This is a genomic window from Rhodococcus sp. JVH1, from assembly GCF_000280725.2.
GTDB lineage: Bacteria > Actinomycetota > Actinomycetes > Mycobacteriales > Mycobacteriaceae > Rhodococcus_F > Rhodococcus_F jostii_A.
On the sequence record NZ_CP166289.1, the window covers coordinates 818,467 to 843,460 of the forward strand.

Here is a 24,994-nt window from a genome sequence, read left to right on the forward strand (position 1 = left end):
GGCACCCGGCTTCCGTCGTCGGTGCGACGACAGAATTCCGCCGCGGATGTGACCGCGCTCACGGGTGATCAACTCGCTCAGGCGACGACACCCAAGAACAGGTTCTACTGATCGAATTGATCAGTTGAGCCCGCGCTTCTTGCACACGGCGCTCAGTAGTGGTTCCCTCAGTTGGCCGTTGAGACCTACATCACAATCGGCAGCACCACCGGAACATCTCCGGCCCACGAGGCCATCGGGAACACAACCAAGGAGCGACACATGCCAGGAGTCGGCATTTGGCGAACGAAATCCGTTGAGCAATCGATAGCGGACACCGACGAACCCGACACCCGGCTGCGGAGGGAACTCACCGCGAAGGACCTCACCGTCTTCGGTGTCGCCGTCGTGATCGGCGCCGGCATCTTCACGCTCACCGCCCGGACTGCAGGCAACGTCGCCGGGCCGTCCATCTCGCTCGCCTTCGTCCTCGCCGCCATCGCGTGCGGCCTGGCCGCCCTCTGCTACGCCGAGTTCGCATCCACCGTCCCCGTCGCGGGCAGTGCGTATACATTCTCCTACGCCACCTTCGGCGAGTTCGTCGCCTGGATCATCGGCTGGGACCTCATCCTCGAATTCGCCCTCGCAGCGGCCGTCGTCTCCAAGGGCTGGTCGCTGTATCTGGGCAACGTCCTCGGGTTCAGCGGATCCACCACAGCCCATCTCGGTCCCGTCGACTTCGACTGGGGCTCGCTGATCATCGTCGGCGGCATCACGATCGTGCTCGCCATCGGGACCAAGGTGTCCTCGCGCGTGTCCGCCGTCATCACGGCCATCAAGATCGCCGTCGTCCTCCTCGTCATCGCCGTCGGCGTCTTCTACATCAAGAAGGAGAACTACGCCCCGTACATCCCGCCCGCCGAGAGCAACGAGAGCGCCGCGCAGGGTGTGCACCAGACCCTCTTCTCCTTCCTCTCCGGAGCCGACGGCAGCAGCTACGGCTGGTACGGCCTCCTCGCCGCAGCGAGCCTCGTCTTCTTCGCCTTCATCGGATTCGACGTCGTCGCCACCACCGCCGAAGAGACCAAGAACCCGCAGAAGGCGCTCCCCCGCGGCATTCTCGGCTCGCTCGCCATCGTCACCGTGCTCTACGTCGCCGTCACCCTCGTGCTCACCGGCATGGTGAAGTACACCGACCTCAAGACCGGTAGCCCGCTCGTCGGCGACAGCAGCGCCACCCTCGCCACCGCCTTCGAGGCACACGGCATCACCTGGGCCCAGACCGCGATCAACTTCGGCGGGCTCGCGGGCCTCACCACCGTCGTGATGGTGATGATGCTCGGCCAGACCCGCGTCCTGTTCGCCATGTCCCGCGACGGACTCGTGCCCCGCGGTCTCGCCAAGACCGGCAAGAACGGCAGCCCGGTCCGCATCACCCTGTTCGTCGGCGCCGTGGTCGCACTCCTCGCCGCCTTCTTCCCGATGGGCACGCTCGAGGAGATGGTGAACATCGGCACCCTCTTCGCGTTCGTCCTCGTCTGCATCGGCGTCATCATCCTCCGCCGCACGCGTCCCGACCTGCCCCGCGGATTCCGCGTTCCGCTGGTCCCGCTCGTCCCCATCCTCGCCGTCCTGGCCTGCGGATGGCTGATGCTGAACCTGTCGGTCGAGACCTGGATCCGGTTCCTCGTGTGGATGGCCCTCGGTGTCGTCGTCTACCTCGCCTACGGCCGGCGCAAGTCGGTCCTCGGACAGAAGCTCGCCGCCCAGGCGGGCCCGCCCGAGGAGGAGAACATCCCGGAACTCGTCCAACGCTGAGCTCGAACGAAAACGACTGCGCCGCACTCCCGATCCGGGGGTGCGGCGCAGTCGTGTATGGAAAAGACGCTCAGATGAGCGGGTTGGCACCGTTCAGGAAGATCCACACGCAGACACCGGCGGCGACGCCCAGGATCAGCGCCGCGAACGACCCGATGAACGGGCGCGTCGCCCAGCCCCGGCGACCGTCGAGCGAGATGCGTCCCGGCCCGGTAAGAATGATCACGCCGGCGCACACACCCAGCAGCGTCTCGTACTCGGTGCCTGCGGGCGCGAAGTACTCGAGCCCCGGTTCCGCGATCTGCCGGAACGCCCACGCATTGATCATCACGGCCAGCACCGAGGCCGCGGCCAGCGGGGTGACGAGGCCGAGGATCAGCAGTGCACCGCCCGCGACCTCACCGATGGCACCCAGAATCGCGAGCAGTTTCGCCTGCTGGAACCCCGAGTTCACGAGCACCTCTTCGAACCCGTCCAGTCCCGGACCGTTCCACATCCCCGTCAGCTTCTGCAGACCGTGCACGAGTGCCGTTCCGCCGACCGCGAGTCGCAGGGCCAGCAGTCCGAGGTCCAGGGTGCCGCGGCCGATCTTCACGTCGCCCTCGCCGATCTGGTCGGTCGACGGATCACCCGCCGTCGCCCCGAGGGACGCGCCGGAACCCGCGCCAATCACCTGGGTCGGCTGGTCCGACATCTCGGACGCCGCCGACTGCCGGTACGCGGGGATCTGCTCGGTGGGGAGACCCCCGCCGCGCGCATCGCCGTAGTCGAGTTCGTCATCGGTGTGCGGCAGACGCTGCCCCGCGGAACCGGACGTCGGCGTGGCCGACGGAAAGCGCTCGGTGGGAAGGTCGTAAGGGCTCGAGACCTTGCCGTAGCCGGGTGAGGCGCTCTGGTCCGCAGCACCCTGGTCCGACGACTCGCTGGGGTCTTTCCGCATGTCAGTCACACCGTCAAGCCTAGGTCGACCGGCCGGACATCGCTGGTAGGCGGAACCGGCGTGGCGGCGACCTCGCACTCTTCCGTAACGTCTCCATCATGATGGTGGGTGGGCGGCGCCGCACGGCGTCCCGCAAGATGGCGATGTCCGCACTGTGCGTGACGGCGGTCCTCGCCGCCGGATGCGCGAAATTCGACGACTCCGCGTCCTCCCCGTTCACACCCGAGCCGACCGGTGCCTCGGGCGCCGAGGTGGAACCGGAGAACCCGCCGCCGTCCACGACGACCACCCCGCCACCGAGCGGTCCGCTGGGACCGTGCCAGGATCCCGACCCCAGCGTGATCGCCACCTGCCTCGACACCACCGGCGGACTCGTCGTCCTCCCCGACGGGGCCACCGCCCTCGTCGCCGAGCGCCGGACCGGACGCATCCTGCAGGTCGCCCAGGGCCAAACCCCCAAGGAGATCGCGCACGTCGACGTCGACGGCAGCACCGACGGCGGACTCCTCGACATCGCGCTGTCGCCGAGTTTCGTCGAGGACAACCTCATCTACGCCTACGTCACCACCCCGACCGACAACCGGGTGGTGCGGATCGCACCGGGTGACTCCGCCAAGGAGGTTCTCGGCGGGATCCCGCGCGGCGACGCGGGCAATGCGGGATCGCTCGAATTCTCGGGCGACGAACTGATGGTCCTGACCGGCAACGCGGGCAACGCCGCCGCGGCCGCCGATCCGGCGTCCCTCGCCGGGAAACTGCTGAAGGTCACCGCCCTGTCGCCCGCACCGACGCCGGCGCAGCCGCGCCCTCAGGTCGTGCTGTCGGGCATCGGGACCGCCGGTGGGGTGTGCGTCGACCCCGGGGTGGCCGTGTGGGTCACCGATCACACCCCGCTGGAGGATCGGCTGCTGCGGGTCAGCGCCGACGGAGCCGTGTCGTCGCCGGTGTGGACGTGGCCGGAGCGCCCCGGCGTCGGCGGCTGCGTCGCCGCCGGTGACGTCGTGGCGGTGTCACTGAGCACCGCGAAGGCCATGTCCGCACTCGCTGCCGACCCCGGCACGGGAGCCGTGACCACCGCCCCCGGTGTCATCGTCCAGGACCGGTACGGCCAACTCGGCGGCGCCGCGCTCGGACCCGACGGTCTCATCTGGGTGAGCACCGTCAACAAGACGGCCGGTCAGCCCGGACCCAACGACGACCGTGTGATCAAGATGCCCCTGCCCTCCGGTGGCGGCGGATTCGACTGACCGCCCGCCCCGTCGAAACGAACGGGACGCTCGTTCGGTTCAACCGAACGAGCGTCCCGTTGGTGCAGAAGGGATTCAGCCGCAGGCCTCGATGACCAGCTCCTTGACACGGGCCGGGTCAGCCTGACCACGCGTGGCCTTCATCACGTCGCCGACGATCTTGCCCGCGGCCGCGACCTTGCCGCCACGAATCTTCTCGGCGATGTCGGGGTTCGCGGCCAGAGCCTCCTCGACAGCCGCCTTCAGCTTCGTGTCGTCGCGTTCGACGACGAGCTCGGGGTGGTTCGCGACGACCTGCTCGGGGTCGCCCTCACCCTCGAGGACGTGGTCGACCACCTGGCGGGCCACCTTGTTGTTGAGCTTCCCGCTGTCGATCAGCGCGACGACCTGCGCGACCTGAGCCGGGGTGATCGGCAGCTCGGCGAGTTCCACCCCGCGGGTGTTGGCCTGCTGCGCCAGGTATGACACCCACCAGGACCGCGCGGCCTCCGGGGAGGCGCCGGCCTCGACGGTGGCGATGACGAGGTCGAGGGCGCCGGCGTTGACGAGGTCGCGCATGACCTCGTCGGAGACGCCCCAGTCGGCCTGGATCCGGGCACGGCGGACCCACGGCAGCTCCGGCAGGGTGCCACGCAGTTCCTCGATCCATTCCGCGCTGGGCGCGACCGGCTCGAGATCGGGCTCCGGGAAGTAGCGGTAGTCCTCGGCGGTCTCCTTACGGCGGCCCGGCGACGTGGTCCCATCGGCCTCCTGGAAGTGCCGGGTCTCCTGGATCACCTCACCGCCGGCCTCCAGCACAGCTGCCTGGCGGCGCATCTCGTACCGGACCGCCACCTCGACGCTCTTGAGGGAGTTGACGTTCTTCGTCTCGGTGCGGGTGCCGAGTTCGGTCGCCCCGATCGGCATCAGCGACACGTTGGCGTCGCAGCGCATCGAACCCTGGTCCATGCGAACATCGGACACGTTCAGCGACTTCAGCAGGTCGCGGAGCGCGGTGACGTACGCGCGGGCCACCTCGGGGGCGCGGGCACCGGCACCGCTGATGGTCTTGGTGACGATCTCGACCAGCGGGACCCCGGCACGGTTGTAGTCGAGCAGTGAGTGGCTGGCACCGTGGATGCGCCCGGTCGCGCCGCCGACGTGCAGCGACTTTCCGGTGTCCTCTTCCATGTGCGCGCGCTCGATCTCCACGCGCCACGTGGTGCCGTCGTCGAGAACGACGTCGAGGTGGCCGTCGGTGGCGATCGGCTCGTCGTACTGGGAGATCTGGTAGTTCTTCGGCTGATCGGGGTAGAAGTAGTTCTTCCGCGCGAACCGGCCCCACGGCGTGATGGAACAGTTCAGTGCGAGCCCGATCCGGATCGCGGACTCGACCGCCGCTTCGTTCACGACGGGCAGCGACCCGGGCAGGCCGAGGCACACCGGGCACACCTGCGTGTTCGGCTCGGCGCCGAACTCGGTGGGGCACGGGCAGAACATCTTCGTTTCGGTGCCGAGCTCGACGTGCACCTCCATGCCGAGAACAGGCTCGTACTTGGCGAGCACATCGTCGTAGTCGAGGAGGTCCGGAGCATCGACAGCAGTCATGCCCCAGAGTTTATGCGTCCGGGCGTTCGCCGAAAAACGCGGTCAACCGAAAAATGCGGCCGCCTCCTCGTACCGCTCCCTCGGCACCGTCTTGAGGCGCCGGGTCGCCTCCTCGAGGGGCACGAGGTCGATCGACGTGCCGTGCAGGGCCACCATGTTGCCGAAGTCGCCGCGGTGGACCGCGTCGGTGGCGTGCACCCCGAAGCGGGTGGCGAGCACCCGGTCGTACGGCGTCGGGGTTCCGCCCCGCTGCACGTGCCCGAGCACCGTCGTCCGCACCTCCTTGCCGATGCGGCGGACGATCTCGTCGCCCAGCTGCTGTGCGACACCGGTAAATCGTTTGTGGCCGAACTCGTCGATACCGCCCTCCCGCAGACTCATCGACTCCGGAGTCGGAGTGGCGCCTTCGGCGACGACGCAGATGAAATGCGAATCGCCGCGCTGGAAACGCTTCTTCACGAGGGAGCAGACTTCGCCGACGTCGAACGGGACCTCGGGAACGAGAGTGAGATGCGCACCGGTCGCGAGCCCCGAGTGCAACGCGATCCAGCCCGCGTGCCGGCCCATCACCTCGACGAGCATCACCCGCTGGTGGGATTCGGCGGTGGTGTGCAGCCGGTCGATCGCATCGGTCGCGATGGACAGCGCGGTATCGAAACCGAACGTCACGTCGGTGCAGTCGATGTCGTTGTCGATCGTCTTCGGAACCCCGATCACGGGCACCCCGCTCTCGGCGAGCCAACTCGCGGCCGTGAGCGTGCCCTCCCCGCCGATCGGGATGAGCGCGTCGATGCCGTTGTCGTCGAGAGTCTGCCGGATCTGGTCGAGACCGGCCTTCAACTTGTCCGGGTTGACCCGCGCGGTGCCGAGGATGGTGCCGCCCCGGGTGAGGATGCGATCGATCCGGTCGTCGTTGGACAGCACGACCTTGCGATCCTCGAGCAGGCCGCGCCAGCCGTCACGGAATCCCACCACCGAGCTGCCGTATCGGCCGGCGGCGGTCCGAACCACCGCCCTGATCACCGCATTCAGTCCGGGGCAGTCGCCGCCTCCGGTGAGCATTCCGATCCGCATCCAAGCACCCCTCGTCGTCTCGTGTGGTGATGGTGGTTCTCATTACACATCTTGCCGCTCGAACCGTGTTCGAGCACCTCGGACCGGCCGGTTCACTCACCCGGGTGTGACGAGACCGCTCTCGTACGCCAGGACCACTGCCTGAGCGCGGTCGCGCAGATCCAGTTTCGACAGCACCTTGCCGACGTGCGTCTTGACGGTCTGCTCAGCAACGAACAGGCGCTCCGCGATCTCGGTGTTGGACATGCCGCGGGCGATGAGTTCGAGCACCTCGCGTTCGCGGGGCGTCAGCGCCGACAGCGCGGCCGGTTTTCGGCGCGCCGTGCTGCGGCGGCTGGTCACGTCGGCGATGAGACGCCGGGTGACGGTCGGCGCGAGCAGTGCCTCGCCGTCCGCGACCACCCGCACCGCACGGATGAGTTCCTCCGCGGGCGCGTCCTTGAGCATGAAGCCGCTGGCCCCGATGCTCAGCGCCTCGTACACGTAGTCGTCGACGTCGAACGTGGTGAGCATGAGCACGCGCACCGGCGGGTCGAAACCGGCCGACAGGATGATGCGGGCCGCGTCGAGTCCGTTCATCTCCGGCATACGGACGTCCATCAGGACCACGTCGGGTCGCAGACGCCGGACCTCGCTCACCGCCACGACCCCGTCCGGAGCGTCACCGATGACACTGATGTCGGGCTGTGAGGCGAGCAGGGCTCCGAAGCCCTGCCGGACCATAGCCTGGTCGTCGGCGATGAACACGGTGATGGCCACCCAGCCAGCCTAGGCGGAGGCGAGCGGGAACTCGGCGTGGACCTCGAATCCGCCGTTGTCGTGCAAGAGGGTGGTGAGTATGCCCCCGACTGCCTGCGCACGCTCACGCATACCGATGATGCCGTTGCCGCCGGTCGACTCGTGCCTGGTCAGGGCGGAGACGAGACTCCGCCTCGGCGGGCCGTTCACGATCGACACCGACGCGATCGGCGACTCGTACGCGATCTTCACCTCCACCGCGGCGCCCGCCGCGTGGCGGGCCGTGTTGGCGAGGGATTCCTGCAGAATGCGGTACATCACGAGCCCGACCGACTCCGACACGAGCGTCGGGTCGCCGTCGACATGCCAGGAGACTGGCATGCCGGCCCTGCGGCTGCCCTCGAGCAGCTCGCTGATCTGCTGAACCCCGGGCTGGGGTGCGTGCTCGGCCACCTGGCCGTCACTGCGCAACACTCCGAGCAGTCCGCGCACCTCGTTCAGCGCGGCGCGGCCGGCGGCTCCGATCGATTCGAACTCGGCCCGCGTCTCGTCGGACATGTCGGCGATGCGGTACGGCGCGCTCTGCGCCTGCACCACGACCATCGACATGTGGTGCGCGACGACGTCGTGCAGGTCCCGGGCGATGCGTGCCTTCTCCTCGAGGATCGTCCGGCGAGTGCGCTCGAGCTCGCTCAGCTCCTCCTGCTGTGCGAGTTGCCTGCGAGAGAGCACCAGCCACCGGATCAGCAGGCCGAAGACGACGATCGCGGTCAGACCCACCGCCCACCCGCGGCCGTTGGTGCCCGGGGTGTCGGCGAGGAACAGCAGGACGGTGGAGATCCATGCCACACCGACGACCGGAATCGCGGCCCGCATGCTGACGGCGGCCAGCAGGGCGAGCATCACGAGGATGTGGACCACCTGCCACGGGTAGTCGTAGCCGTCCTGCAGTGCGAAGACGCGCGGAATCACCAGCGCCGAGATCGCGGAGACAGCCCAGGCCAGCGCCGGATTCGACCGGATGAGCAGAAACGGGAACGTCGCGAGCGCCGCCACGAACGGCTGGATGGGAGGACTGACCTGGTGGGTCAGCTGCAGCGTCGGCCACGCCACGGCGAACAGGATCGCGGTGACCACGACGATTGCCACGTTCAACCACTGACCCTCGGCGGCTCTCCGGATACGCGTCTTCGCCATCACACTGTCGACAGTAGAAACCGTGGTCACGGAGTGTCCTCATACCCCGGTCCCATGTCGGCGTAGCCCCGCAGTATGAGATCGGGGCTCCCTCGCACCACGAAGCCAGGGATCTAACCGGTCTCCGGGGTGATGTGGCTGCGCAACACGAATTCATAACGTTCTCGTCATGCGAAAGACGGGGACACGGAGGACGACCTGGGCCGCGGTGGCGTGCGCCGCAACCGCACTACTGACCACGACAGGATTCGCAGGCACCGGCGCGGCGAGCACGCCCCGGCACGAGAACGCCGCCGCCTCCGCCGCGGTGCACACCCTCACCGCACCGGCCGCGATCTCCGAGGACTCCATTCCCGCGGACTTCGCCGACGTGATGGGGTACACCCCCGTGCCGATCGACGGGATGCTCGCCAATCCCGGCGGGGACTGCTCGTCCCCCGTGCCGCTGCCCCTCGAGTTCGACACGTCGTGCAAGGCGCACGACCTCGGTTACGACCTTCTGCGGTACGCGTCACGGTCCGGCGAGGACCTGGGTCCCTGGGCGCGGCAGAGCCTCGACGCGCAGTTGGATCAACGCATGCACGCGGCATGCGACACCCGCGCCGACGAGCAGGCACGGGCGCAGTGCTTCGTGATGGCGAACGTCGCGACCACCTTCGTCACCGGAAACAGCTGGCGCCAAGGCTATTCGGCACCGGTCACCGAGTCCGGGCTCCCGTACGCACTGGCCGGCGGTGTCGGTGTCGCGCTCCTCGCAGGCGCGGCCTGGTCGATCCGCCGCCGGCCGCATCCGGTCGGAGCCGTCGCATGACCATCACCGCTCTGTCCGGTCCCGGACGGAGCACGGTGCACTGTCGCTCGCGCACGAAGCCGAATGCCCTGCGCCGCACACTGGCCACGACGATCCCGGTCTCCGCTCTCCCCCGCGTCTCCTCCACGATCGTCGTCACCGCCGTCACACTCGCGTCTCTCGCTCCCTCACTGCTCCCCCGGAGTGCGCTGACGCAGGCTCTGTTCACCGGAGTCCTCGCCGTGATCGGTTTCGGGTTCGTCGTCCTCGCCCGCCGTCTGCGGTACCTCGCGACCCGTTCGCGCGGCCACCACCCTCCGCGGGACTCGGTGCGTCTGCTGGTGCTGATCGGCGCCATGATCGTCGTGACCTGGGCGATCGTGCTCGCCGACCACTGGCAGGATTCGCTGCGCGCCGCCATGGGCATGCCGGGCATCGGGCCGGACCACTGGATGCAGGCGATCATCGGGGCGGCGCTGACGTTCCTGCTGTTCGCCGGCATCGGCAGCATCGTCGGCACGGTCGCCCGCCGTCTCGGCTGGATCGGCAGCCCCACCACCGCCGTCGTTCTCGCGACCGCACTGCAACTGGTTGCCGGACCGGCGTTGTGGGGAATGATGTCGCGTTCCTACAGCGACTCCAACGCGCTCGTCGACGTGTCTCTGCACCGGCCGATGTCCGCCGAATTGTCCGGCAGCCCGGACTCCGCGATCAGCTGGGAGTCGCTCGGTCGCCAGGGACGACGGTTCGTGGCGGCGGGCGAGCAGTCGGCCGCCATCCGTACCTATGTGGGGATGGATTCGGCGCCGGACGTCGAATCGCGTGCAGCACTGGCAGTCTCGGAACTCGAGCGAGCCGGCGGATTCACCCGGGCCGCCATCGTCGTCACGGTGCCCACCGGCTCGGGGTGGATCGACGAGAACGCCGCCGAGGGATTCGAGGAACGCTTCGCCGACGACGTCGCCATCGTCGGCATGCAGTACTCGTACCTGCCGAGCTGGATCACGTTCGTGTTCGGACGTTCCGCCGCAGACGAATCGGCGGCCGCGTTGTTCGATGCCGTCGCCGAGCGGATCGCCGACCTCCCCGACCTCCTGCGCCCGGCACTGTACGTCTACGGCCAGAGCCTCGGATCCGTCGGCGGCAGTGCAATTTTCACCGACGCCGACCAACTGCGCGAGCAAGTCTGCGGCGCACTGTGGGCCGGCCCGCCCGCCGGCTCCGTCCTGACCGACGGGGCGACGGTGCTGGCGAACACGTCCGACCCGGTGGTGTGGTGGTCCCCCGACCTGATCGTGCACCGACCCGACCTCTCGCTCGCAGTACGCGATGCGCCGGTACCCCAATGGATTCCGGGCATCACGTTCCTGCAGACGAGTGTCGACCTGGTGTCCGCGCTGAACTTCGCGGCCGGCCACGGACACCGCTACGGCAACGAGCAGGGCACCGCCCTGCCCGACTGCTCCTAGGGCATGTCTCCCAATAGTTTGAGCCATTCGACGATGCCGGCGAGAAGGAATCCAGCCTGGTAAGTCAGCGCAAGCTTGTCATACCGGGTTGCCACCGCTCGCCACTGTTTTGCCTTGTTGAAGGCCCTTTCCACCACGTTGCGGCCCTTGTACGACTCGGCATCGAAGTTCGGTGGCCGACCGCCCGTGCTGCCCTTGTTCTTGCGGTTGGCCACCTGATCGGACTTCTCGGGAATGACCGCCTTGATGCCCTTGCTGCGTAGCAGTTCTCGATTGGCCTTGGATGTGTACGCCTTGTCGGCACGGACCTCGTCCGGGCGCGTGCGGGGTGCGCCGCCACCGATGCGCGGCACGCAGATGCCCTCCAGGAGCGGGCCGAACATCGGGCTGTCGCCTGCCTGGCCAGGACCCACCAGCACCGACAAGGGACGTCCGTCGCCATCGCATGCCAGGTGGACTTTGCAGGTCAGCCCGCCGCGGGACCGGCCGATGCCGTGATCGACCGGTTCGTCAAGCAGATTCGTGTAATTCGGTAGATCCCCCTGTGTCACGCGCGGCGTTGGCGCCGTGCTGGTGCACCCGCACCACGGTGGAATCCACCGACACCGCCCAATCCAGGTCGCCACCGGCATCGGCCATCGCCGCCAGGGCTATGAGTACCCGATCCCACGTTCCATCCCCGGCGTAGCGTCGGTGCCGTTTCCACACCGTCTTCCAGGGGCCGAAATGCGCAGGTAGATCCCGCCACGGGAGCCCGGTACGCAGCCGGTAGAGCATCCCCTCCACCACGAGCCGGCTGTTCTGGAACTTCCGCCCCCGCAGCCCATCCGAACTGGACAACAGCAGCGCAAGCAACTCCCACTGCTTGTCCGTCAACACCTCAAACCGATTAACAACGTCTGCCACAGCGAAGAGTCTGCAGCACAACACCCCAAATCATTGGGAGACACGCCCTAGTTCGGCGAGCCGATCGGACCGCGTGCGGCCTCGTAGGCGGCGCCGACGCGGTACAGCCGCTCATCGGCCAGCGCGGGTGCCATGATCTGCAGTCCCACCGGCAGACCGTCGTCAGCGGACAGTCCCGACGGAACCGACATCGCGCAGTGCCCCGCCAGGTTGGTGGGCAGCGTGCACAGATCCGAGAGGTACATCGCGAGCGGGTCGCCGACCTTCTCGCCCAGCTTCCACGGAGTGAACGGGCTGGTGGGCGACACCAGGACGTCCACCTTCTCGTACGCCTTCTCGAAGTCCCTGGCGATGAGCGTCCGCACCTTGAGCGCCTGACCGTAGTATGCGTCGTAGTAGCCGGACGACAGCGCGTAGGTACCGATCATGATGCGGCGCTTGACCTCCGGGCCGAAGCCGGCGGCGCGCGTCGCGGCCATCACCTGGTCGGCGCTCATGTCGCCCTCGTCGATGCGCAGGCCGTACCGCATCCCGTCGAAGCGTGCGAGGTTCGACGACACCTCGCTCGGCAGGATCAGGTAGTACGACGCGAGCGCGTACTCGAAGTTGGGGCACGACACCTCGACCACCTCGGCACCGAGTTCGGTGAGTTGCGCGACGGCGGCATCGAACGAGGAGATGACCCCGGGCTGGTAGCTGTCGGAGTGCAGTTCCTTGACCACACCCACCTTCACGCCCTTCAGGTTGCCACCGGCACCCTCACGCGCAGCCGCCACCACGGGACGCACGGGCGCGTCGATCGACGTGGAGTCGCGCGGGTCGTGCCCGGCGATGACCTCGTGCAGCAGCGCCGTGTCGAGGACCGTGCGGCCGCACGGACCACCCTGGTCGAGCGAGGACGCGCAGGCCACCAGGCCGAAACGGGAGACCGTGCCGTACGTCGGCTTGGTGCCGACCGTCGCCGTGACGGCGGCGGGCTGACGGATCGAGCCGCCGGTGTCGGTGCCGATCGCGAGCGGGGCCTGCCGGGACGCGAGGGCCGCGGCACTGCCGCCGCCCGAACCGCCCGGGATGCGCGTGGTGTCCCACGGGTTGCGGGTGGGGCCGTAGGCGGAGTTCTCGGTGGACGAACCCATCGCGAACTCGTCGAGGTTGGTCTTTCCCAGGATAGGGATGCCGGCCTCGCGCAGTTTCTTCGTGAGCGTCGCGTCGTACGGTGCGATCCAGCCTTCGAGAATCTTCGACGCGCACGTGGTGGGCATGTCCGTGGTGGTGAAGATGTCCTTGAGCGCCAACGGAACTCCCGCGAGCGGGGAGGCAGGCGCATTGCCTGCGGCGAGGCTGCTGTCCACTTCCTTCGCCGACACGAGGGCCTGCTCGCCTGCCACGTGCAGGAAGGCGTTCAGGTCACCGTCGACCGCGGCGATGCGGTCCAGGTGCGCCTGGGTGACCTCGACGGACGACACCTCACGGCTGTGGATCTTCGACGCGAGATCTGCGGCGTCGAGAGTGGTCAGTTCGGCGCTCATTCGCCCTCTCCAAGGATCTGCGGGACAACGAAGCGACCCTGCTCGACAGCCGGTGCGCCGGACAGCGCCTGCTCGGGAGTCAGGCCGGGAACGATCACGTCGGGACGGGTCACGTTGGTGACCGCGTTCGGGTTCGCCATCGGCGGAACATCCTCGGCGGGTACCTCGGTGACCACCTTCACATGGCTGAGAATCGAGTCCAGCTGACCGGCGAACTCGTCGAGCTCGGCATCGGTCAGGGCGAGTCGAGACAGCCGCGCGAGGTGCGCGACCTCGTCACGGGAGATGGCAGGCACCGCGGGGCCCCTTTCGGTTCGGACGTACACAAGTGGGTCCCAGCCTAGAGCGTGGCCCGATCAGCCGTGCAGCCAGCGCCGCAACCTGCCCGTCAGGAACGGCAGAACCACGAAGACCATCACCGGAGTCGTGACGACCGACGCCACCACGGTGCGGGTCACCACGTCCAGGGCCGAGAGCCGAGGGGTGACGAACAGCGCGATGAGAAATGAGATCGGGAAGAAGCCGAGCCAGATGGTAACCGCCTGCTTCCACCGCGGCGGTGGCGGCGTGACCCGAACGGCGTGCGTGAGCGTCGACTGCGGTTCGAACCAGCCCTCCACCCCGGTCAGCCGGTGCGTGACCGTGTCCTGCGCGAGACCTGTCCCCCTGCCCACCCACACCTTCCTGGCGGGCGACGTCGTCCACGCGTCGAGAGTGTCCTCGTCCGCGAACCGGTACACCACGTGGTACTGCTCGGGGTCGGTCGCCGCGCGCAGCCATCCCCCGCCGAGGAACCCCGGGAACGTGCCCGCCATTGCCATCCCGGCGTCCGTCCAGCGCAGGAATTCCTGTTCCCGGCCCGCCGCCACCCGCCGCGAGACGGACGTCGTCACTCCCGTTGCCGTGGTGTTCATGCACCCATGTTTGGGCTGTCGTGTTTCGCGGACGAGGCGAATCCGTATCGGCAGTGTCACGAATCGAGCGCGACCTGCACGTCCCCGTCCCGTCCCCGGCGAAGCCGCAGGGGGGACCGCATACTCGGGAACGAAAGTGCAAGGATGGTGAGCGACGGGGGTCGCAGGTACTCCCGCGTCTATCTCGTGGTGAAAGGGACGCACGTGTCGTATCTGCTTCGCGTCCAGCTCCCCGACCGTCCCGGTAGCCTCGGCTCTCTCGCCGTCGCCCTGGGCTCGGTGGGTGCTGACATTCTGTCGCTCGACGTGGTGGAACGGGGTGCCGGATTCGCCATCGACGACCTCGTGGTCGATGTCGAGCCGGGATCGCTCCCCGACACCCTCATCACGGCCGCCGAGAACCTGCCCGGCGTCACCGTCGACTCCATCCGGCCGTACGCCGGAATTCTCGACACCCACCGCGAGCTCGAGCTCATCGACCAGGTCGCCACCGCGGCGGACGATCGACTGCAGGTCCTCGTCGACGGGGCGCCGCGCGTGCTCCGGGTCGGCTGGTCCGTGGTGGCCGACCTCGGCCCGCACGGCGCATACCGTGTGGTCGGCAGCTCGGGAGCTCCCGAGACCCATGCCACCGAGATCCCGTGGATGCCGCTGGAGAAGCCCACGGCGCTCGACGGCGAAGGCGACTGGGTGCCGCAGGTGTGGCGCGACATGAACACCACACTCGCGGCGGCTCCCCTCGGGACCACCGGCCGTGTGCTGATGCTCGGCCGCCCCGGCGGCCCGGAGTTCCGTCCGTCCGAGATCGCCCGGCTGGGTTACCTCGCCGGCATCATCGCGACGGTTCTGAGCTGACCACCGTCCCGGGCCGAAAGGTCCGGGGGTGGTCGTCTCAGACGAGCTCGCGGACCAGGACGGTGAGCTCGACACCCGGAACGGGCGCCCAATTGCGTTCGGGCACAGGCACGAAACCGTTCCGGTCGTAGATCCGGCGGGCATCTTCCATGTCCGGCTGGGTGGACATCACGACCGCGCGGTCGCCGCGGTCGTACGCCGTGTCCAGGACGTGCCGCACGAGCGCCGACCCGACCCCGGAACCGCGGGCGTCGGGTGTCACGGCGAGCATCCGGAATTCGAGCTCACCCGGCTGCGCGACGTCGGCGTACGGCGAGGCCGGATCCGCGATCGTAACGGAACCCACGATCTGGCCCTCCTTCACGGCCACCCGCACATCCGCCTTCTCCGCCCGCTCGGCGGTGTCGCGCAACCGGTTCGTGTACGGATCGTGCGCCTCGACGAATCCGCCACCCACGTAGGCGATCACCGTGAGGTCACCGACGGCCTCGTAGTCGTCCGGCGTCGCATTCCGAATCTCGATCATGTCCAGAACTATGACAGGACTGCTCACGCCGCCCAAAATGCGAGCGTGAGGTTCCGATCACACTCCGGAGTCCGCGACCGCGTCCGGTCCGCCCTCCAGCAGTCGGCGGAACCCGTCCTCGTCGAGGACCGGCACTCCGAGTTCGACGGCCTTGTCGTGCTTCGAGCCCGGCGATTCGCCGACCACCACGAATGCCGTCTTCTTCGACACCGAACCCGCGGCCTTACCGCCCCGGATGAGGATCGCCTCCTTCGCCTGGTCGCGCGAGAACGTCTCCAGCGACCCCGTCACGACGATCGACAGTCCCTCGAGGTTGCGCGGAATCGATTCGTCGCGTTCGTCTTCCATGCGAACCCCGGCCGCGGACCACTTCTCCACGATCTGCTGGTGCCAGTCGACGCCGAACCACTCGGCGACAGCCGCGGCGATGGTGCCGCCGACCCCGTCCACCGCCGCGAGTTCCTCGACGGAGCTCTCCCGGATCCGCGCGAGCGACCCGAATTCACCGGCCAGCGCACGCGCCGCCGTGGGACCGACATGGCGGATGGACAGCGCGACCAGCACCCGCCACAGCGGCTTGTCCTTGGCGGAATCGAGGTTGTCGAGCAGCCTGCGGCCGTTGGCCGACAGGCCGCCGGCCTTGGTCCGGAAGAGCGACGTCTTGAGCAGATCGTCCTCGGTGAGCGAGAACAGGTCGCCCTCGTCGCCGATCGCCTTGGCTTCGAGCAGGCTCGTGGCGGCCTCGTAACCGAGGACCTCGATGTCGAATGCGCCGCGGCCCGCCACGTGGAACACGCGTTCCCGGAGTTGCGCGGGGCAGTACTGCTGGTTGGGGCAGCGAATGTCCGCGTCCCCCTCTTTGGCGGGGGCCAGCGGTGTGTCGCACTCCGGGCAGTGGGTGGGCATCACGAACTCGTACTCGTCGCCCGTCCGGGCGTCGACCACGGGTCCGAGGACCTCGGGGATGACGTCGCCGGCCTTGCGCAGCACGACCGTGTCGCCGATGAGCACGCCCTTGCGTTTGACCTCGGAGCCGTTGTGCAGGGTGGCGAGGGAGACCGTGGAGCCGGCGACCGTGACCGGTTCCATGTAGGCGAACGGGGTGACCCGGCCGGTGCGACCGACGTTGACCCGGATGTCGAGGAGCTTGGTGGTGGCCTCTTCCGGCGGGTACTTGTAGGCGATCGCCCAGCGCGGCGCCCGCGACGTGGACCCCAGCCGGCGTTGCAGCGACATCTCGTCTACCTTGACCACCAGACCGTCGATCTCGTGCTCCACGTCGTGCCGGTGCTCGCCCCAGTACTGCACCCTGTCCACGACGGCGTCCGCGCCCGTGACGCGGGCGGTGTGGGTCGACACCGGCAGGCCCCACGCCGCCAGAGCCGTGTACGCGTCGTACTGGGAGACCGGCTCGAATCCTTCGCTCCGGCCGAGGCCGTGGCAGATCATCCCGAGGCGCCTGCGGGCCGTGACGGCCGGATTCTTCTGCCGCAGCGACCCGGCCGCGGAATTTCGGGGATTCGCGAACGGCGCCTTGCCTTCCTCTACGAGCGCCGCATTGAGTGCGGCGAAGTCCTCGAGCCGGAAGAACACCTCGCCGCGCACCTCGAGGAGTGCCGGGATGGGGTATTCGTCTGTGCCGGTGAGCTTTTCCGGAATGTCGTCGATGGTCCGCGCATTGAGCGTCACTTCTTCACCGGTCCGGCCGTCGCCGCGCGTGGCGGCCCGGACGAGCCGGCCGTTCTCGTAGACCAGGTTCAGCGCGACCCCGTCGATCTTCACCTCGCACAGGTAGTGCAGGTCGGGCCCGGTCTCCTGCTCCACCCGGCTGGTCCAGGTGCGCAGTTCGTCGGTGGCGAAGACGTTGTCGAGGCTGAGCATCCGCTCGAGATGATCGGCGGAGGCGAAGTCGGTGGAGAACCCGCCGCCGACGAGTTGTGTCGGCGAATCGGGCGTCCGCAGGTCGGGGTACTGGTTTTCGAGGTCGTTCAGCTCGCCCAGCAGCACGTCGAACTCGCCGTCGGAGATGATGGGCGCGTCGCGGACGTAATAGCGGAACTGGTGCTGCCGCACTTCCTCGGCCAGCTCGTTCCAATGCTCCCGGACGTGTCCGGGGGCCGGTGTCGGGGCTTCGGTCGATTCACTCACTACCGAAGATTAACCGGTCCGGCCGACACCGAATGCCGGACTCAGAGCGATTCGGGGTCGTCGGTGAACGCGCTGCTCACCTCGGCGCACAACTTCAGCGCCTCCCGACTCCAGGACGCGTCGGCGCCCGCGAGCCCGCAGGCGGGCGTCACCGCGACCTGGGTCCGCAGCGTCGTGCGGGCGAATCCGAGCCGGTCGATCAGCGTCACCGCAGGTCGAGCCAGGTCGCGCCACGTGGCAGGCACGGCGGGAACGGTGGTCGGGACGAGGCCGAGCGCGAGCTCCTTGCCCGCGTCGAGCAACTCGCCGATACCGTCCAGGTCCGTGGACGCCAGCTGTGACACGTCCAGACCGACCGCGCGGGCACTGCTGCGTCGCAGAAGGTCGGTGGGCAGATCCGCGGAGCAGCAATGCACCATGGTCACCGCGCCGCAGCCGGCGAGGGCGGCCTCGAGCACGGCGAGAGCCTCCGGTTCCGGCATCGCCCGCACGGTCTCGAGCCGCGATCGACCGGACAATGTTCCCGCCAGCACGGCGGGCAGACGCGGCTCGTCGAACTGGACCAACACCTGCGCGCCGAGACGTCGGGTGACCTCCGCGGCGTGCCGCGCGAGCCCCTCGCCCAGCGATTCGGCGAAGTCGCGCACCGCACCGGGGTCGGTGAGCACACGCCGGCCGGTGCCGAGTTCCACCTCGGCCGCCAGCGTGAGTGGGCCCACCGACTGCACCTTCACCACGTGGTCGGCGCCGACGAGGCCCGCACTGTCCCACGCCTCCTCGAGCGCGTCCAGATCCTGGTTCAGGAGGTCGGTCGCCCTCTTGGCGACCGAACCGCGACGCTGCACCACCCGGTAGGCCGTCGTGGACACGTCCAGCTGCAGATCCACGAGCAGAGCGCTGGCGCGGCCGATCATGTCGGCGCCGAGCCCGCGGGCGGGCAACTCGACCAGGTGCGGGAGCCTGCCGAGTTCGCCGAGGACAATCGTGGCGGCTTCACGCGGATCGGTGCCCGGCCACGAGCCGACGCCGGTGACGGCACCGGCCAGTGAGATACCCTGCGTCACTGTGTGTTCGGACGTGCGTCGGTACCCGAGATCGTTCCGCTGCCCAGCACGACGTCGCCTGCCGGATCGGTCCGGTACAGGACGACGGCCTGCCCCTTCGCGACACCGGTGAGCGGCTCTCGAAGGGAGATGGCGATGCCGCCGTCGACCGCTTCCGCGACAGCCTCGGCGAGACCGCCGTGGGCCCGGACCTGCACGGTGCATTCGACCGGTCCGACCGGCGTGCTCCCGGACGTCCACACGGCGCGGTCCGCCGTGATCGCGTGCACCTCGAGGTTGCGGGCGGAACCGACACGGACGGTGCCGGTGTCGGGTTCGATCGACGTCACGTACCGCGGTTGCCCGTCGGCGGCGGGACCCTGGACGCCGAGACCCTTCCGCTGACCGATCGTGAAACCGTGCACGCCTTCGTGTTCCGCCAGCACCTCACCCGAATCGGCGTCGACCACACTGCCCGGACGGACACCGATGCGGGCGCCGAGGAATGCGCGGGTGTCGCCGGACGGGATGAAGCAGATGTCGTGGCTGTCGGGCTTGTTCGCCACGGCGAGGCCGCGTTCGGCGGCCTCCTCCCGGATCCGGTCCTTCGGGGTGTCACCCACCGGGAACATCGCCCGCGACAGCTGCTCGGCGGTGAGCACACCGAGCACGTACGACTGATCCTTGTCCGCGTCGACGGCACGGCGCAGCACGCCGTTCTCGAGTTGCGCGTAGTGGCCGGTGGCCACCGCGTCGAACCCGAGGGCGATCGCACGGTCCGCGAGCGCCGCGAACTTGATCTTCTCGTTGCACCGCAGGCACGGGTTGGGGGTCTCCCCCGCGGCATACGACGCCACGAAGTCGTCGATCACGTCTTCCTTGAAGCGGTCGGCGAAATCCCAGACGTAGAAAGGGATTCCGAGTACGTCCGCGGCACGCCTGGCATCACCGGCGTCCTCCTTGGAGCAGCAGCCCCGGGATCCGGTCCGCAGCGTGCCCGGCTCGGCGGACAGCGCGAGATGCACGCCCACCACGTCGTGTCCGGCTGCGACCGCCCGTGCCGCCGCCACCGCGGAATCCACGCCGCCACTCATGGCCGCCAGTACTCGCATCAACGATCCCCTCCACGCGCTCCGACACCGGCGAGCCCGGCGGCGCGGGCCCGCTCCACAACTTGCGGCAGTGCCGCGATGACTGCATCCACGTCCGCGATCGCCGACGTGTGCCCGAACGAGAAGCGCAACGACCCCCGCGCGGTCGCGGAATCCACGCCCATCGCGGTCAGGACGTGGCTCGGACGAGCGACCCCGGCGGTACACGCCGAGCCGGTCGAACACTCGATCCCGGCGGCGTCGAGCAACATCAGCAGTGAATCGCCCTCGCAGCCGGGGAACGTGAAGTGGGCGTTGCCCGGCAGTCGTGCGCTGCCCACCGGCCCGTTCAGCACGGCGTCGGGAACGATCTCGCCCACGCGCTCGATCAGGCGGTCGCGCAGGACGGCCAGTTCCGTCGCGCGGGCATCGACGTCGGCGGTCGTGTCGCGCAGGGCGGCCGCCATACCGACGACACCCGCCGTGTCCGGGGTACCCGAACGCAGGTCGCGTTCGTGTCCCCCGCCGTGCAGCAGCGGCACGCACGGCACCTGCCGTCCGAGCAGCAGCGCACCGACGCCCTGCGGTCCGCCGACCTTGTGCGCGGCGATGCTCAGCGCGGACAGCCCGCTCGCAGCGAAGTCCACCGGGATGTGCGTGACAGCCTGGACGGCGTCACTGTGCATCGGCACACCGAACTCAGCCGCGACGGCGGCGAGTTCGGTGATCGGCATGATCGTGCCGACCTCGTTGTTGGCCCACATGATCGTGACCAGGGCCGTCTCGTCCGCGTGGACCGCGAGTTCGTCGCGCAGCGTCTGCGGGGACACCCGGCCCAGTTCGTCGACGGGCAGCCATGTGACCCGAGCACCCTCGTGCTTCTCGAGCCACTCCACCGCGTCGAGGACCGCATGGTGCTCGACGGAACTGGCGAGAATCCGCACCCGGCCCGGGTCGGCGTCGCGCCGGGCCCAGAAGATGCCCTTGACGGCGAGGTTGTCGCTCTCGGTGCCACCGGAGGTGAAGATGACCTCGGACGGCCTGGCACCGAGGTCGGCGGCGATGGACTCGCGGGCCTCCTCGATGCGACGGCGGGCGGCGCGCCCGGAACCGTGCAGCGAGGACGCATTGCCCACGGTCCTGAAGATGTCGGTCATCGCCCGGACGGCCGCGGGCACCATGGGAGTGGTGGCTGCGTGGTCCAGGTAGACGGGGTGATCGGCACTGCGGGCAGAGGTCATGACGTGACCAGGATAGCTCAGGCGACGAGACGCTCCGCCGCCTCGATGCCCGCGGCCGCCGTCCCGACCACACCCTGCAGCGGATCGAGGATGTCGTGCGCTGCGAGATCGATCCGTTCGTCGCCTCGCGCGGCGCGCTCGCACCGGGCCGCCAGATCGCGGCGGCACTCCCCCGGATACTCGATCGGCGCCAGCCGCACCTCCGCGGTGACCCCCTTCTGTCGGATGATGCGCCGGACCGACTGACCGATCGTCTCCTCGCCCACGAAGCAGGGCCCGGTCGTCAGCTCCCCGCCCCGGCCGGTGTACCGCAGCGAGATCGGCTGGACCGGGCATTCCGCGTCGATCGCGGCCTGGAACAGCGCGGGCCGGAATCCCCCGTACGCCCGTCCGCACCACGTGGTGCCCTCCGGGAACGCCACGACTCGTTCGCCGGCGCGCAGCCTGCCCGCTGTCGTCGCCACCGTCGCCGGGAGCGCCCGCAGGCTCTGCCGCTCGATCGGAACGACCCTCATCCGACGCGCGAGCGACCCCAGCACCGGCCAGTCCAGCAAATCCCCGCGGGCGACGAAGTTCGCCGGCGCGAGCGCGCTGAGCACCAGCACGTCGGTCCACGACACGTGGCCGGCCACCACCAGGATCCCGCCGGTGTGGCGCCGCTTTCCGCGATGATCGACGACGAGGAGGCGAATTCCCACGCAGCGCAACAGAATCGCCGCGTACCGCCGCTGCAGACCGGTCCGCCACGACCGGGGCAGCAACCATCCGGCGGTCAGGAGCGGCGCGGTCGCCAGGGCCGACACCACCAGGCACCACCGAACGACCACGGTCGGCATCGACACTCCGTTCGCCTCCGCGGGCAGACACCCCGCGCCGCACGGACTCGACGGCATCCACGAGTGCACGGTCACCTCGGTCGACTCGGACAGGGCCGTGCTCATGCCTGTGCCCCCGCCTCGAGAGTGGCCGACGCCGACCGCAGGCGTTCGAGGTACCGCTCGTTGGCCCCGTGCAGTCCCTGCAGGGCGACGAAATCGGCCACACCGAACTCCGGATCGTGCGCGGGCTCACCGCACACCTTGGCCCCGAGGCGCAGGTAGCCCCGGAGCAGCGGCGGCAGGGTCGGGCGGGCGGGCGGCGCGATCTCGTCGAGCGACCGCCCGTCGACGCGCACCGGGTTCCTGGGCACGGCCCGCGCGGCCGGGTCGTTGCCGTACTTGCGGAGCAGCAGGTCGCGCACCCCGCGGACGTTGGAACCGGCCACCGCGTCCGGATGCTCCCGCATCGGCACGGAGACACATCCCATGACCCACTCGTATCCGGTGAGCTGCAGGTAGTGGAGGATGCCTGCCCACATCAGGCTCAGCACCGAACCGGAGCGGTGGTCGGGGTCGACGCACGCCCGGCCCATCTCGACGATGCGGTTGCCGACGGGGTCCAGAGCGGAGATGTCGAATTCGGTGGCGGTGTAGTAGCCGCCGGCCTGGGCAGCGGCGTCGGGCGGGAGCATGCGGTAGCAGCCGACGAACTCGCCGGTCGCCTCGTGGCGGACCAGGAGGTGGTCGCAGAAGTCGTCGAACCGGTCGGCGTCGAGGGCGTCGGCGTGCGCGGGGACGGAGAATCCGGGTTCGGAGGCGAACACGCGGTAGCGCAGCCTCTGGGCCGCAACGCGGTGTTCACGGTCGGACGAGACGACCAGGGAGTATCGGGGCGCGGTTACAACAGAATCGGCGGTCTCACTCGGTGCGCGGAGAACTGACGAAGTTGTCATGGCGCAGGTTTACCGAGCAGGGGCGGCGTGAGGGCATCGCCCGGGTGTCGTGTCGATGCAGCCCGGATGAACGACGGAAGATACGACGGCGGCCCCGCTCCCTCGAAGGGAGCGGGGCCGCCGTCGGTCGAGAATCAGCCCTTGTGGGCCTTGACAGCCTCGGTGAGCTGCGGCGCGACGTTGAACAGGTCGCCGACGATGCCGTAGTCCGCGATCTCGAAGATCGGGGCTTCCTCGTCCTTGTTCACCGCGACGATGGTCTTCGACGTCTGCATACCGGCGCGGTGCTGGATCGCACCGGAGATGCCGAGCGCGATGTACAGCTGCGGGGAGACCGTCTTACCGGTCTGACCGACCTGGAACTGGCCCGGGTAGTAGCCCGAGTCGACCGCGGCACGCGAGGCACCGACAGCGGCACCCAGCGAGTCGGCGAGTTCCTCGACGACGGTGAACTTGTCGGCGCTGCCGACACCGCGGCCACCGGAGACGACGACGGTCGCCTCGGTGAGCTCGGGGCGGTCGCCACCGACGATCGGATCACGCGAGGTGATCTTGACGGCGCCCTCTTCCTGGGCCGGAACCTCGACGGAGACCTTCTCGCCTGCGCCCGCTTCGGGCTTCGCCTCGATGGCACCCGGACGAACCGAGATGACCGGGACGTCGCCGTTGGCCTTGGCGTCGACGGTGAACGCGCCACCGAAGATGGAGTGCACGGCGCTGCCGTCGGACTTCACGTCGACGACGTCGACGAGCAGGCCGGAGCCGATGCGGGCAGCAAGACGTCCGGAGACCTCCTTGCCCTCGACGCTGGCGGCGGTGATGACCGCAGCCGGCGCGGCCGACTCGACGAGCGACGCGAGCACGTCGACCTTCGGGGTGACCAGGTAGCCGTCGATGTCGTCCGACTCGGCGACGTAGATCTTGGCCGCGCCTGCGGCGGCGAGGCCCTCGGCCAGCTTGTCGGCGGTACCGGCGGGACCGGTGACCACTGCGGCCGGCTCACCGAGCGCGCGAGCGGCGGTGATGAGTTCGGTGCTGACCTTCTTCAGCGCACCCTCTGCGTGCTCGACGAGCACCAGTACTTCTGCCATGTCTAACTCTCCCTGTATGTGTCTGCTGGTCGGTAGAGGGGCGCGATCAGATGATCTTCTGGCCCACGAGGTAGGCAGCGATCTTGCTGCCGCCGTCGCCCTCGTCGACGATGCGCTCACCAGCGGTACGCGGGGGCTTGGGGGTGGAGGCGGTGACGGTGGAGCCCGCGTTGGCGACACCGACGGTCTCCGGGTCGACACCGAGGTCGGCCAGCGTGTAGACGAGAACTTCCTTCTTCTTCGCGGCCATGATGCCCTTGAAGGAGGGGAAGCGGGGCTCGTTGATCTTCTCGGTGACGCTGACGATGGCCGGCAGGCTCGCCTCGAGGCCGAAGACGCCCTCGTCGGTCTCGCGCTCGCCGGTGACGGTGCCGTCGGCGACCGTGAGCTTGCGCAGCTGCGTGAGCTGCGGGATGCCCAGGTACTCGGCGATGATGGCCGGGACGGCGCCGACGCGGCCGTCGGTGGCCTCGTTACCGGCGATGATCAGGTCGGCAGGCTCTTCGTTCTCGAACGTGATCTGTCCGAGTGCCGCGGCCAGGGTCCATGCGGTCTGCACCGCGTCGGAGCCGTGGAGGGCCGGGTCATTGATGTGCACTGCCTTGTCGGCACCCATGGAGAGGGCCTTGCGGATGGCGTCGGTGGCGCGGTCCGGACCTGCGGAGAGGACGGTCACCTCGCCGCCCTGAGCCTCCTTGATCAGGAGCGCTTCCTCGACGGCGCGCTCGTTGATCTCGTCGAGCACTGCATCGGCGGCCTCGCGGTCAAGCGTGTAGTCACCGTCGGTCAGCTTGCGCTCGGACCACGTGTCGGGGACCTGCTTGATCAAAACAACGATGTTCGTCATGGGTCTTCGTCGACCTCCTGTGTGTTCTTGCGTGGTTATCGTGAGTTGCTCCGCGTGGGCCGAGCTCTCGTTGTCGATATTTCGTCGCACGATGGCTCTGCGACAGATTACCCCACGTTAAGTTACCGGTCGGTAACTTGCGTGAAAGTCTCGTTCACCATAACGGCCGAAAGTACATTTCATCCCTGTGATG

The 24,994-nt window shown here is 68.8% G+C and carries 23 protein-coding genes; 5 read left to right on the forward strand and 18 right to left on the reverse strand.

Features of this window, described 5'->3' with window-relative positions:
• Nucleotides 1-261 precede the first annotated feature (261 nt).
• Nucleotides 262-1,797, forward strand: coding sequence for an amino acid permease (locus tag JVH1_RS03870; protein ID WP_005259496.1), 1,536 nt, complete (start codon nucleotides 262-264; stop codon nucleotides 1,795-1,797).
• 70 nt (nucleotides 1,798-1,867) lie between these two features.
• Here the strand turns inward: JVH1_RS03870 and JVH1_RS03875 are convergent, their stop codons facing one another.
• Nucleotides 1,868-2,737 carry a DoxX family protein gene (locus JVH1_RS03875; protein WP_009479673.1) on the reverse strand — a complete coding sequence of 290 codons (870 nt, stop codon included), beginning with the start codon at nucleotides 2,735-2,737 and terminating at the stop codon, nucleotides 1,868-1,870.
• A gap of 98 nt (nucleotides 2,738-2,835) precedes the next feature.
• Between JVH1_RS03875 and JVH1_RS03880 the strand changes: the two genes are divergently transcribed.
• Nucleotides 2,836-3,984: a sorbosone dehydrogenase family protein gene (locus JVH1_RS03880; RefSeq protein ID WP_009479672.1), complete on the forward strand. Its 1,149-nt coding sequence runs from the start codon at nucleotides 2,836-2,838 to the stop codon at nucleotides 3,982-3,984.
• Between the two features lie 75 nt (nucleotides 3,985-4,059).
• Here the strand turns inward: JVH1_RS03880 and gatB are convergent, their stop codons facing one another.
• The 4 genes from gatB to JVH1_RS03900 all read right to left on the reverse strand — a co-directional run bounded on the left by gatB (nucleotide 4,060) and on the right by JVH1_RS03900 (nucleotide 8,610).
• Entirely contained in the window at nucleotides 4,060-5,571 is a 1,512-nt protein-coding gene (gene gatB / locus JVH1_RS03885) for an Asp-tRNA(Asn)/Glu-tRNA(Gln) amidotransferase subunit GatB (RefSeq protein WP_009479671.1), read from the reverse strand.
• Nucleotides 5,572-5,613: 42 nt separating this feature from the next.
• Complete coding sequence (locus tag JVH1_RS03890) at nucleotides 5,614-6,645, reverse strand: ATP-dependent 6-phosphofructokinase (RefSeq protein WP_009479670.1); 1,032 nt, start codon at nucleotides 6,643-6,645, stop codon at nucleotides 5,614-5,616.
• Nucleotides 6,646-6,741: 96 nt separating this feature from the next.
• A complete protein-coding gene (locus JVH1_RS03895) occupies nucleotides 6,742-7,404 on the reverse strand; it encodes a response regulator transcription factor (protein WP_009479669.1) in 663 nt (220 codons plus the stop codon).
• Nucleotides 7,405-7,413: 9 nt separating this feature from the next.
• The gene (locus tag JVH1_RS03900) at nucleotides 7,414-8,610 is read right to left on the reverse strand and encodes a sensor histidine kinase (RefSeq protein ID WP_009479668.1); all 1,197 of its coding nucleotides are present in this window, start codon (nucleotides 8,608-8,610) and stop codon (nucleotides 7,414-7,416) included.
• Nucleotides 8,611-8,749: 139 nt separating this feature from the next.
• On the opposite strand from JVH1_RS03900, the gene JVH1_RS03905 reads away from it, so the two are divergent.
• Both JVH1_RS03905 and JVH1_RS03910 read left to right on the forward strand, forming a co-directional pair.
• Nucleotides 8,750-9,391, forward strand: a complete 642-nt coding sequence (locus tag JVH1_RS03905) for a hypothetical protein (RefSeq protein WP_011598367.1) — start codon at nucleotides 8,750-8,752, stop codon at nucleotides 9,389-9,391.
• The gene (locus JVH1_RS03910; protein WP_009479666.1) at nucleotides 9,388-10,839 is read left to right on the forward strand and encodes an alpha/beta-hydrolase family protein; all 1,452 of its coding nucleotides are present in this window, start codon (nucleotides 9,388-9,390) and stop codon (nucleotides 10,837-10,839) included. Before JVH1_RS03905 ends, JVH1_RS03910 begins: the two co-directional genes overlap by 4 nt.
• On the opposite strand, the gene JVH1_RS03915 is transcribed toward JVH1_RS03910, so the two are convergent.
• From JVH1_RS03915 to JVH1_RS03930, 4 genes are all read right to left on the reverse strand, one after another.
• A protein-coding gene (locus JVH1_RS03915; RefSeq protein ID WP_371112938.1) for an IS5 family transposase occupies nucleotides 10,836-11,745 on the reverse strand; the annotation gives its coding sequence in 2 pieces (ribosomal slippage) (nucleotides 10,836-11,393 and nucleotides 11,395-11,745; 909 coding nt in all). The genes JVH1_RS03910 and JVH1_RS03915 overlap by 4 nt on opposite strands.
• Nucleotides 11,746-11,792: 47 nt before the next feature.
• Complete coding sequence (gene gatA, locus JVH1_RS03920) at nucleotides 11,793-13,274, reverse strand: Asp-tRNA(Asn)/Glu-tRNA(Gln) amidotransferase subunit GatA (protein ID WP_009479665.1); 1,482 nt, start codon at nucleotides 13,272-13,274, stop codon at nucleotides 11,793-11,795.
• Complete coding sequence (gene gatC / locus JVH1_RS03925; RefSeq protein WP_009479664.1) at nucleotides 13,271-13,570, reverse strand: Asp-tRNA(Asn)/Glu-tRNA(Gln) amidotransferase subunit GatC; 300 nt, start codon at nucleotides 13,568-13,570, stop codon at nucleotides 13,271-13,273. The genes gatA and gatC overlap by 4 nt, the downstream gene beginning before the upstream one ends.
• 60 nt (nucleotides 13,571-13,630) lie before the next feature.
• Complete coding sequence (locus tag JVH1_RS03930) at nucleotides 13,631-14,188, reverse strand: antibiotic biosynthesis monooxygenase (protein ID WP_009479663.1); 558 nt, start codon at nucleotides 14,186-14,188, stop codon at nucleotides 13,631-13,633.
• A 204-nt stretch (nucleotides 14,189-14,392) separates the two neighbouring features.
• On the opposite strand from JVH1_RS03930, the gene JVH1_RS03935 reads away from it, so the two are divergent.
• Nucleotides 14,393-15,043, forward strand: coding sequence for an amino acid-binding protein (locus tag JVH1_RS03935; RefSeq protein ID WP_025432327.1), 651 nt, complete (start codon nucleotides 14,393-14,395; stop codon nucleotides 15,041-15,043).
• A gap of 37 nt (nucleotides 15,044-15,080) precedes the next feature.
• On the opposite strand, the gene JVH1_RS03940 is transcribed toward JVH1_RS03935, so the two are convergent.
• The 9 genes from JVH1_RS03940 to JVH1_RS03980 all read right to left on the reverse strand — a co-directional run bounded on the left by JVH1_RS03940 (nucleotide 15,081) and on the right by JVH1_RS03980 (nucleotide 24,801).
• Nucleotides 15,081-15,569, reverse strand: coding sequence for a GNAT family N-acetyltransferase (locus JVH1_RS03940; RefSeq protein ID WP_011598364.1), 489 nt, complete (start codon nucleotides 15,567-15,569; stop codon nucleotides 15,081-15,083).
• Between the two features lie 57 nt (nucleotides 15,570-15,626).
• Entirely contained in the window at nucleotides 15,627-17,717 is a 2,091-nt protein-coding gene (ligA, locus tag JVH1_RS03945; RefSeq protein ID WP_009479661.1) for an NAD-dependent DNA ligase LigA, read from the reverse strand.
• Between the two features lie 41 nt (nucleotides 17,718-17,758).
• The gene (locus tag JVH1_RS03950) at nucleotides 17,759-18,781 is read right to left on the reverse strand and encodes a methionine synthase (protein ID WP_009479660.1); all 1,023 of its coding nucleotides are present in this window, start codon (nucleotides 18,779-18,781) and stop codon (nucleotides 17,759-17,761) included.
• Nucleotides 18,778-19,872 carry a tRNA 2-thiouridine(34) synthase MnmA gene (gene mnmA / locus JVH1_RS03955; RefSeq protein ID WP_009479659.1) on the reverse strand — a complete coding sequence of 365 codons (1,095 nt, stop codon included), beginning with the start codon at nucleotides 19,870-19,872 and terminating at the stop codon, nucleotides 18,778-18,780. Before mnmA ends, JVH1_RS03950 begins: the two co-directional genes overlap by 4 nt.
• Nucleotides 19,872-21,092 (reverse strand): cysteine desulfurase family protein, encoded by a 1,221-nt coding sequence (locus tag JVH1_RS03960; protein WP_009479658.1) that lies wholly within the window; start codon nucleotides 21,090-21,092, stop codon nucleotides 19,872-19,874. Before JVH1_RS03960 ends, mnmA begins: the two co-directional genes overlap by 1 nt.
• 17 nt (nucleotides 21,093-21,109) lie before the next feature.
• Nucleotides 21,110-22,033 (reverse strand): 1-acyl-sn-glycerol-3-phosphate acyltransferase, encoded by a 924-nt coding sequence (locus JVH1_RS03965; RefSeq protein WP_009479657.1) that lies wholly within the window; start codon nucleotides 22,031-22,033, stop codon nucleotides 21,110-21,112.
• Entirely contained in the window at nucleotides 22,030-22,863 is an 834-nt protein-coding gene (locus tag JVH1_RS03970) for a GNAT family N-acetyltransferase (RefSeq protein WP_011598359.1), read from the reverse strand. The genes JVH1_RS03965 and JVH1_RS03970 overlap by 4 nt, the downstream gene beginning before the upstream one ends.
• 134 nt (nucleotides 22,864-22,997) lie before the next feature.
• Complete coding sequence (locus JVH1_RS03975; protein WP_005259533.1) at nucleotides 22,998-23,954, reverse strand: electron transfer flavoprotein subunit alpha/FixB family protein; 957 nt, start codon at nucleotides 23,952-23,954, stop codon at nucleotides 22,998-23,000.
• 46 nt (nucleotides 23,955-24,000) lie between these two features.
• Nucleotides 24,001-24,801: an electron transfer flavoprotein subunit beta/FixA family protein gene (locus JVH1_RS03980; protein WP_009479655.1), complete on the reverse strand. Its 801-nt coding sequence runs from the start codon at nucleotides 24,799-24,801 to the stop codon at nucleotides 24,001-24,003.
• Between the last annotated feature and the right edge of the window lie 193 nt (nucleotides 24,802-24,994).

Coding starts and splice junctions, on each gene's coding strand:
- JVH1_RS03910 (WP_009479666.1), top strand. CDS start 9,388: ATGACCATCACCGCTCTGTCCGGTCCCGGACGGAGCACGGTGCACTGT.
- JVH1_RS03930 (WP_009479663.1), bottom strand. CDS start 14,188: ATGAACACCACGGCAACGGGAGTGACGACGTCCGTCTCGCGGCGGGTG.
- JVH1_RS03965 (WP_009479657.1), bottom strand. CDS start 22,033: ATGAGCACGGCCCTGTCCGAGTCGACCGAGGTGACCGTGCACTCGTGG.
- JVH1_RS03970 (WP_011598359.1), bottom strand. CDS start 22,863: ATGACAACTTCGTCAGTTCTCCGCGCACCGAGTGAGACCGCCGATTCT.
- mnmA (WP_009479659.1), bottom strand. CDS start 19,872: ATGCGAGTACTGGCGGCCATGAGTGGCGGCGTGGATTCCGCGGTGGCG.
- JVH1_RS03905 (WP_011598367.1), top strand. CDS start 8,750: ATGCGAAAGACGGGGACACGGAGGACGACCTGGGCCGCGGTGGCGTGC.
- JVH1_RS03890 (WP_009479670.1), bottom strand. CDS start 6,645: ATGCGGATCGGAATGCTCACCGGAGGCGGCGACTGCCCCGGACTGAAT.
- JVH1_RS03875 (WP_009479673.1), bottom strand. CDS start 2,737: ATGCGGAAAGACCCCAGCGAGTCGTCGGACCAGGGTGCTGCGGACCAG.
- JVH1_RS03980 (WP_009479655.1), bottom strand. CDS start 24,801: ATGACGAACATCGTTGTTTTGATCAAGCAGGTCCCCGACACGTGGTCC.
- gatB (WP_009479671.1), bottom strand. CDS start 5,571: ATGACTGCTGTCGATGCTCCGGACCTCCTCGACTACGACGATGTGCTC.
- JVH1_RS03975 (WP_005259533.1), bottom strand. CDS start 23,954: ATGGCAGAAGTACTGGTGCTCGTCGAGCACGCAGAGGGTGCGCTGAAG.
- JVH1_RS03870 (WP_005259496.1), top strand. CDS start 262: ATGCCAGGAGTCGGCATTTGGCGAACGAAATCCGTTGAGCAATCGATA.
- JVH1_RS03960 (WP_009479658.1), bottom strand. CDS start 21,092: ATGACCTCTGCCCGCAGTGCCGATCACCCCGTCTACCTGGACCACGCA.
- gatA (WP_009479665.1), bottom strand. CDS start 13,274: ATGAGCGCCGAACTGACCACTCTCGACGCCGCAGATCTCGCGTCGAAG.
- JVH1_RS03940 (WP_011598364.1), bottom strand. CDS start 15,569: ATGATCGAGATTCGGAATGCGACGCCGGACGACTACGAGGCCGTCGGT.
- JVH1_RS03880 (WP_009479672.1), top strand. CDS start 2,836: ATGATGGTGGGTGGGCGGCGCCGCACGGCGTCCCGCAAGATGGCGATG.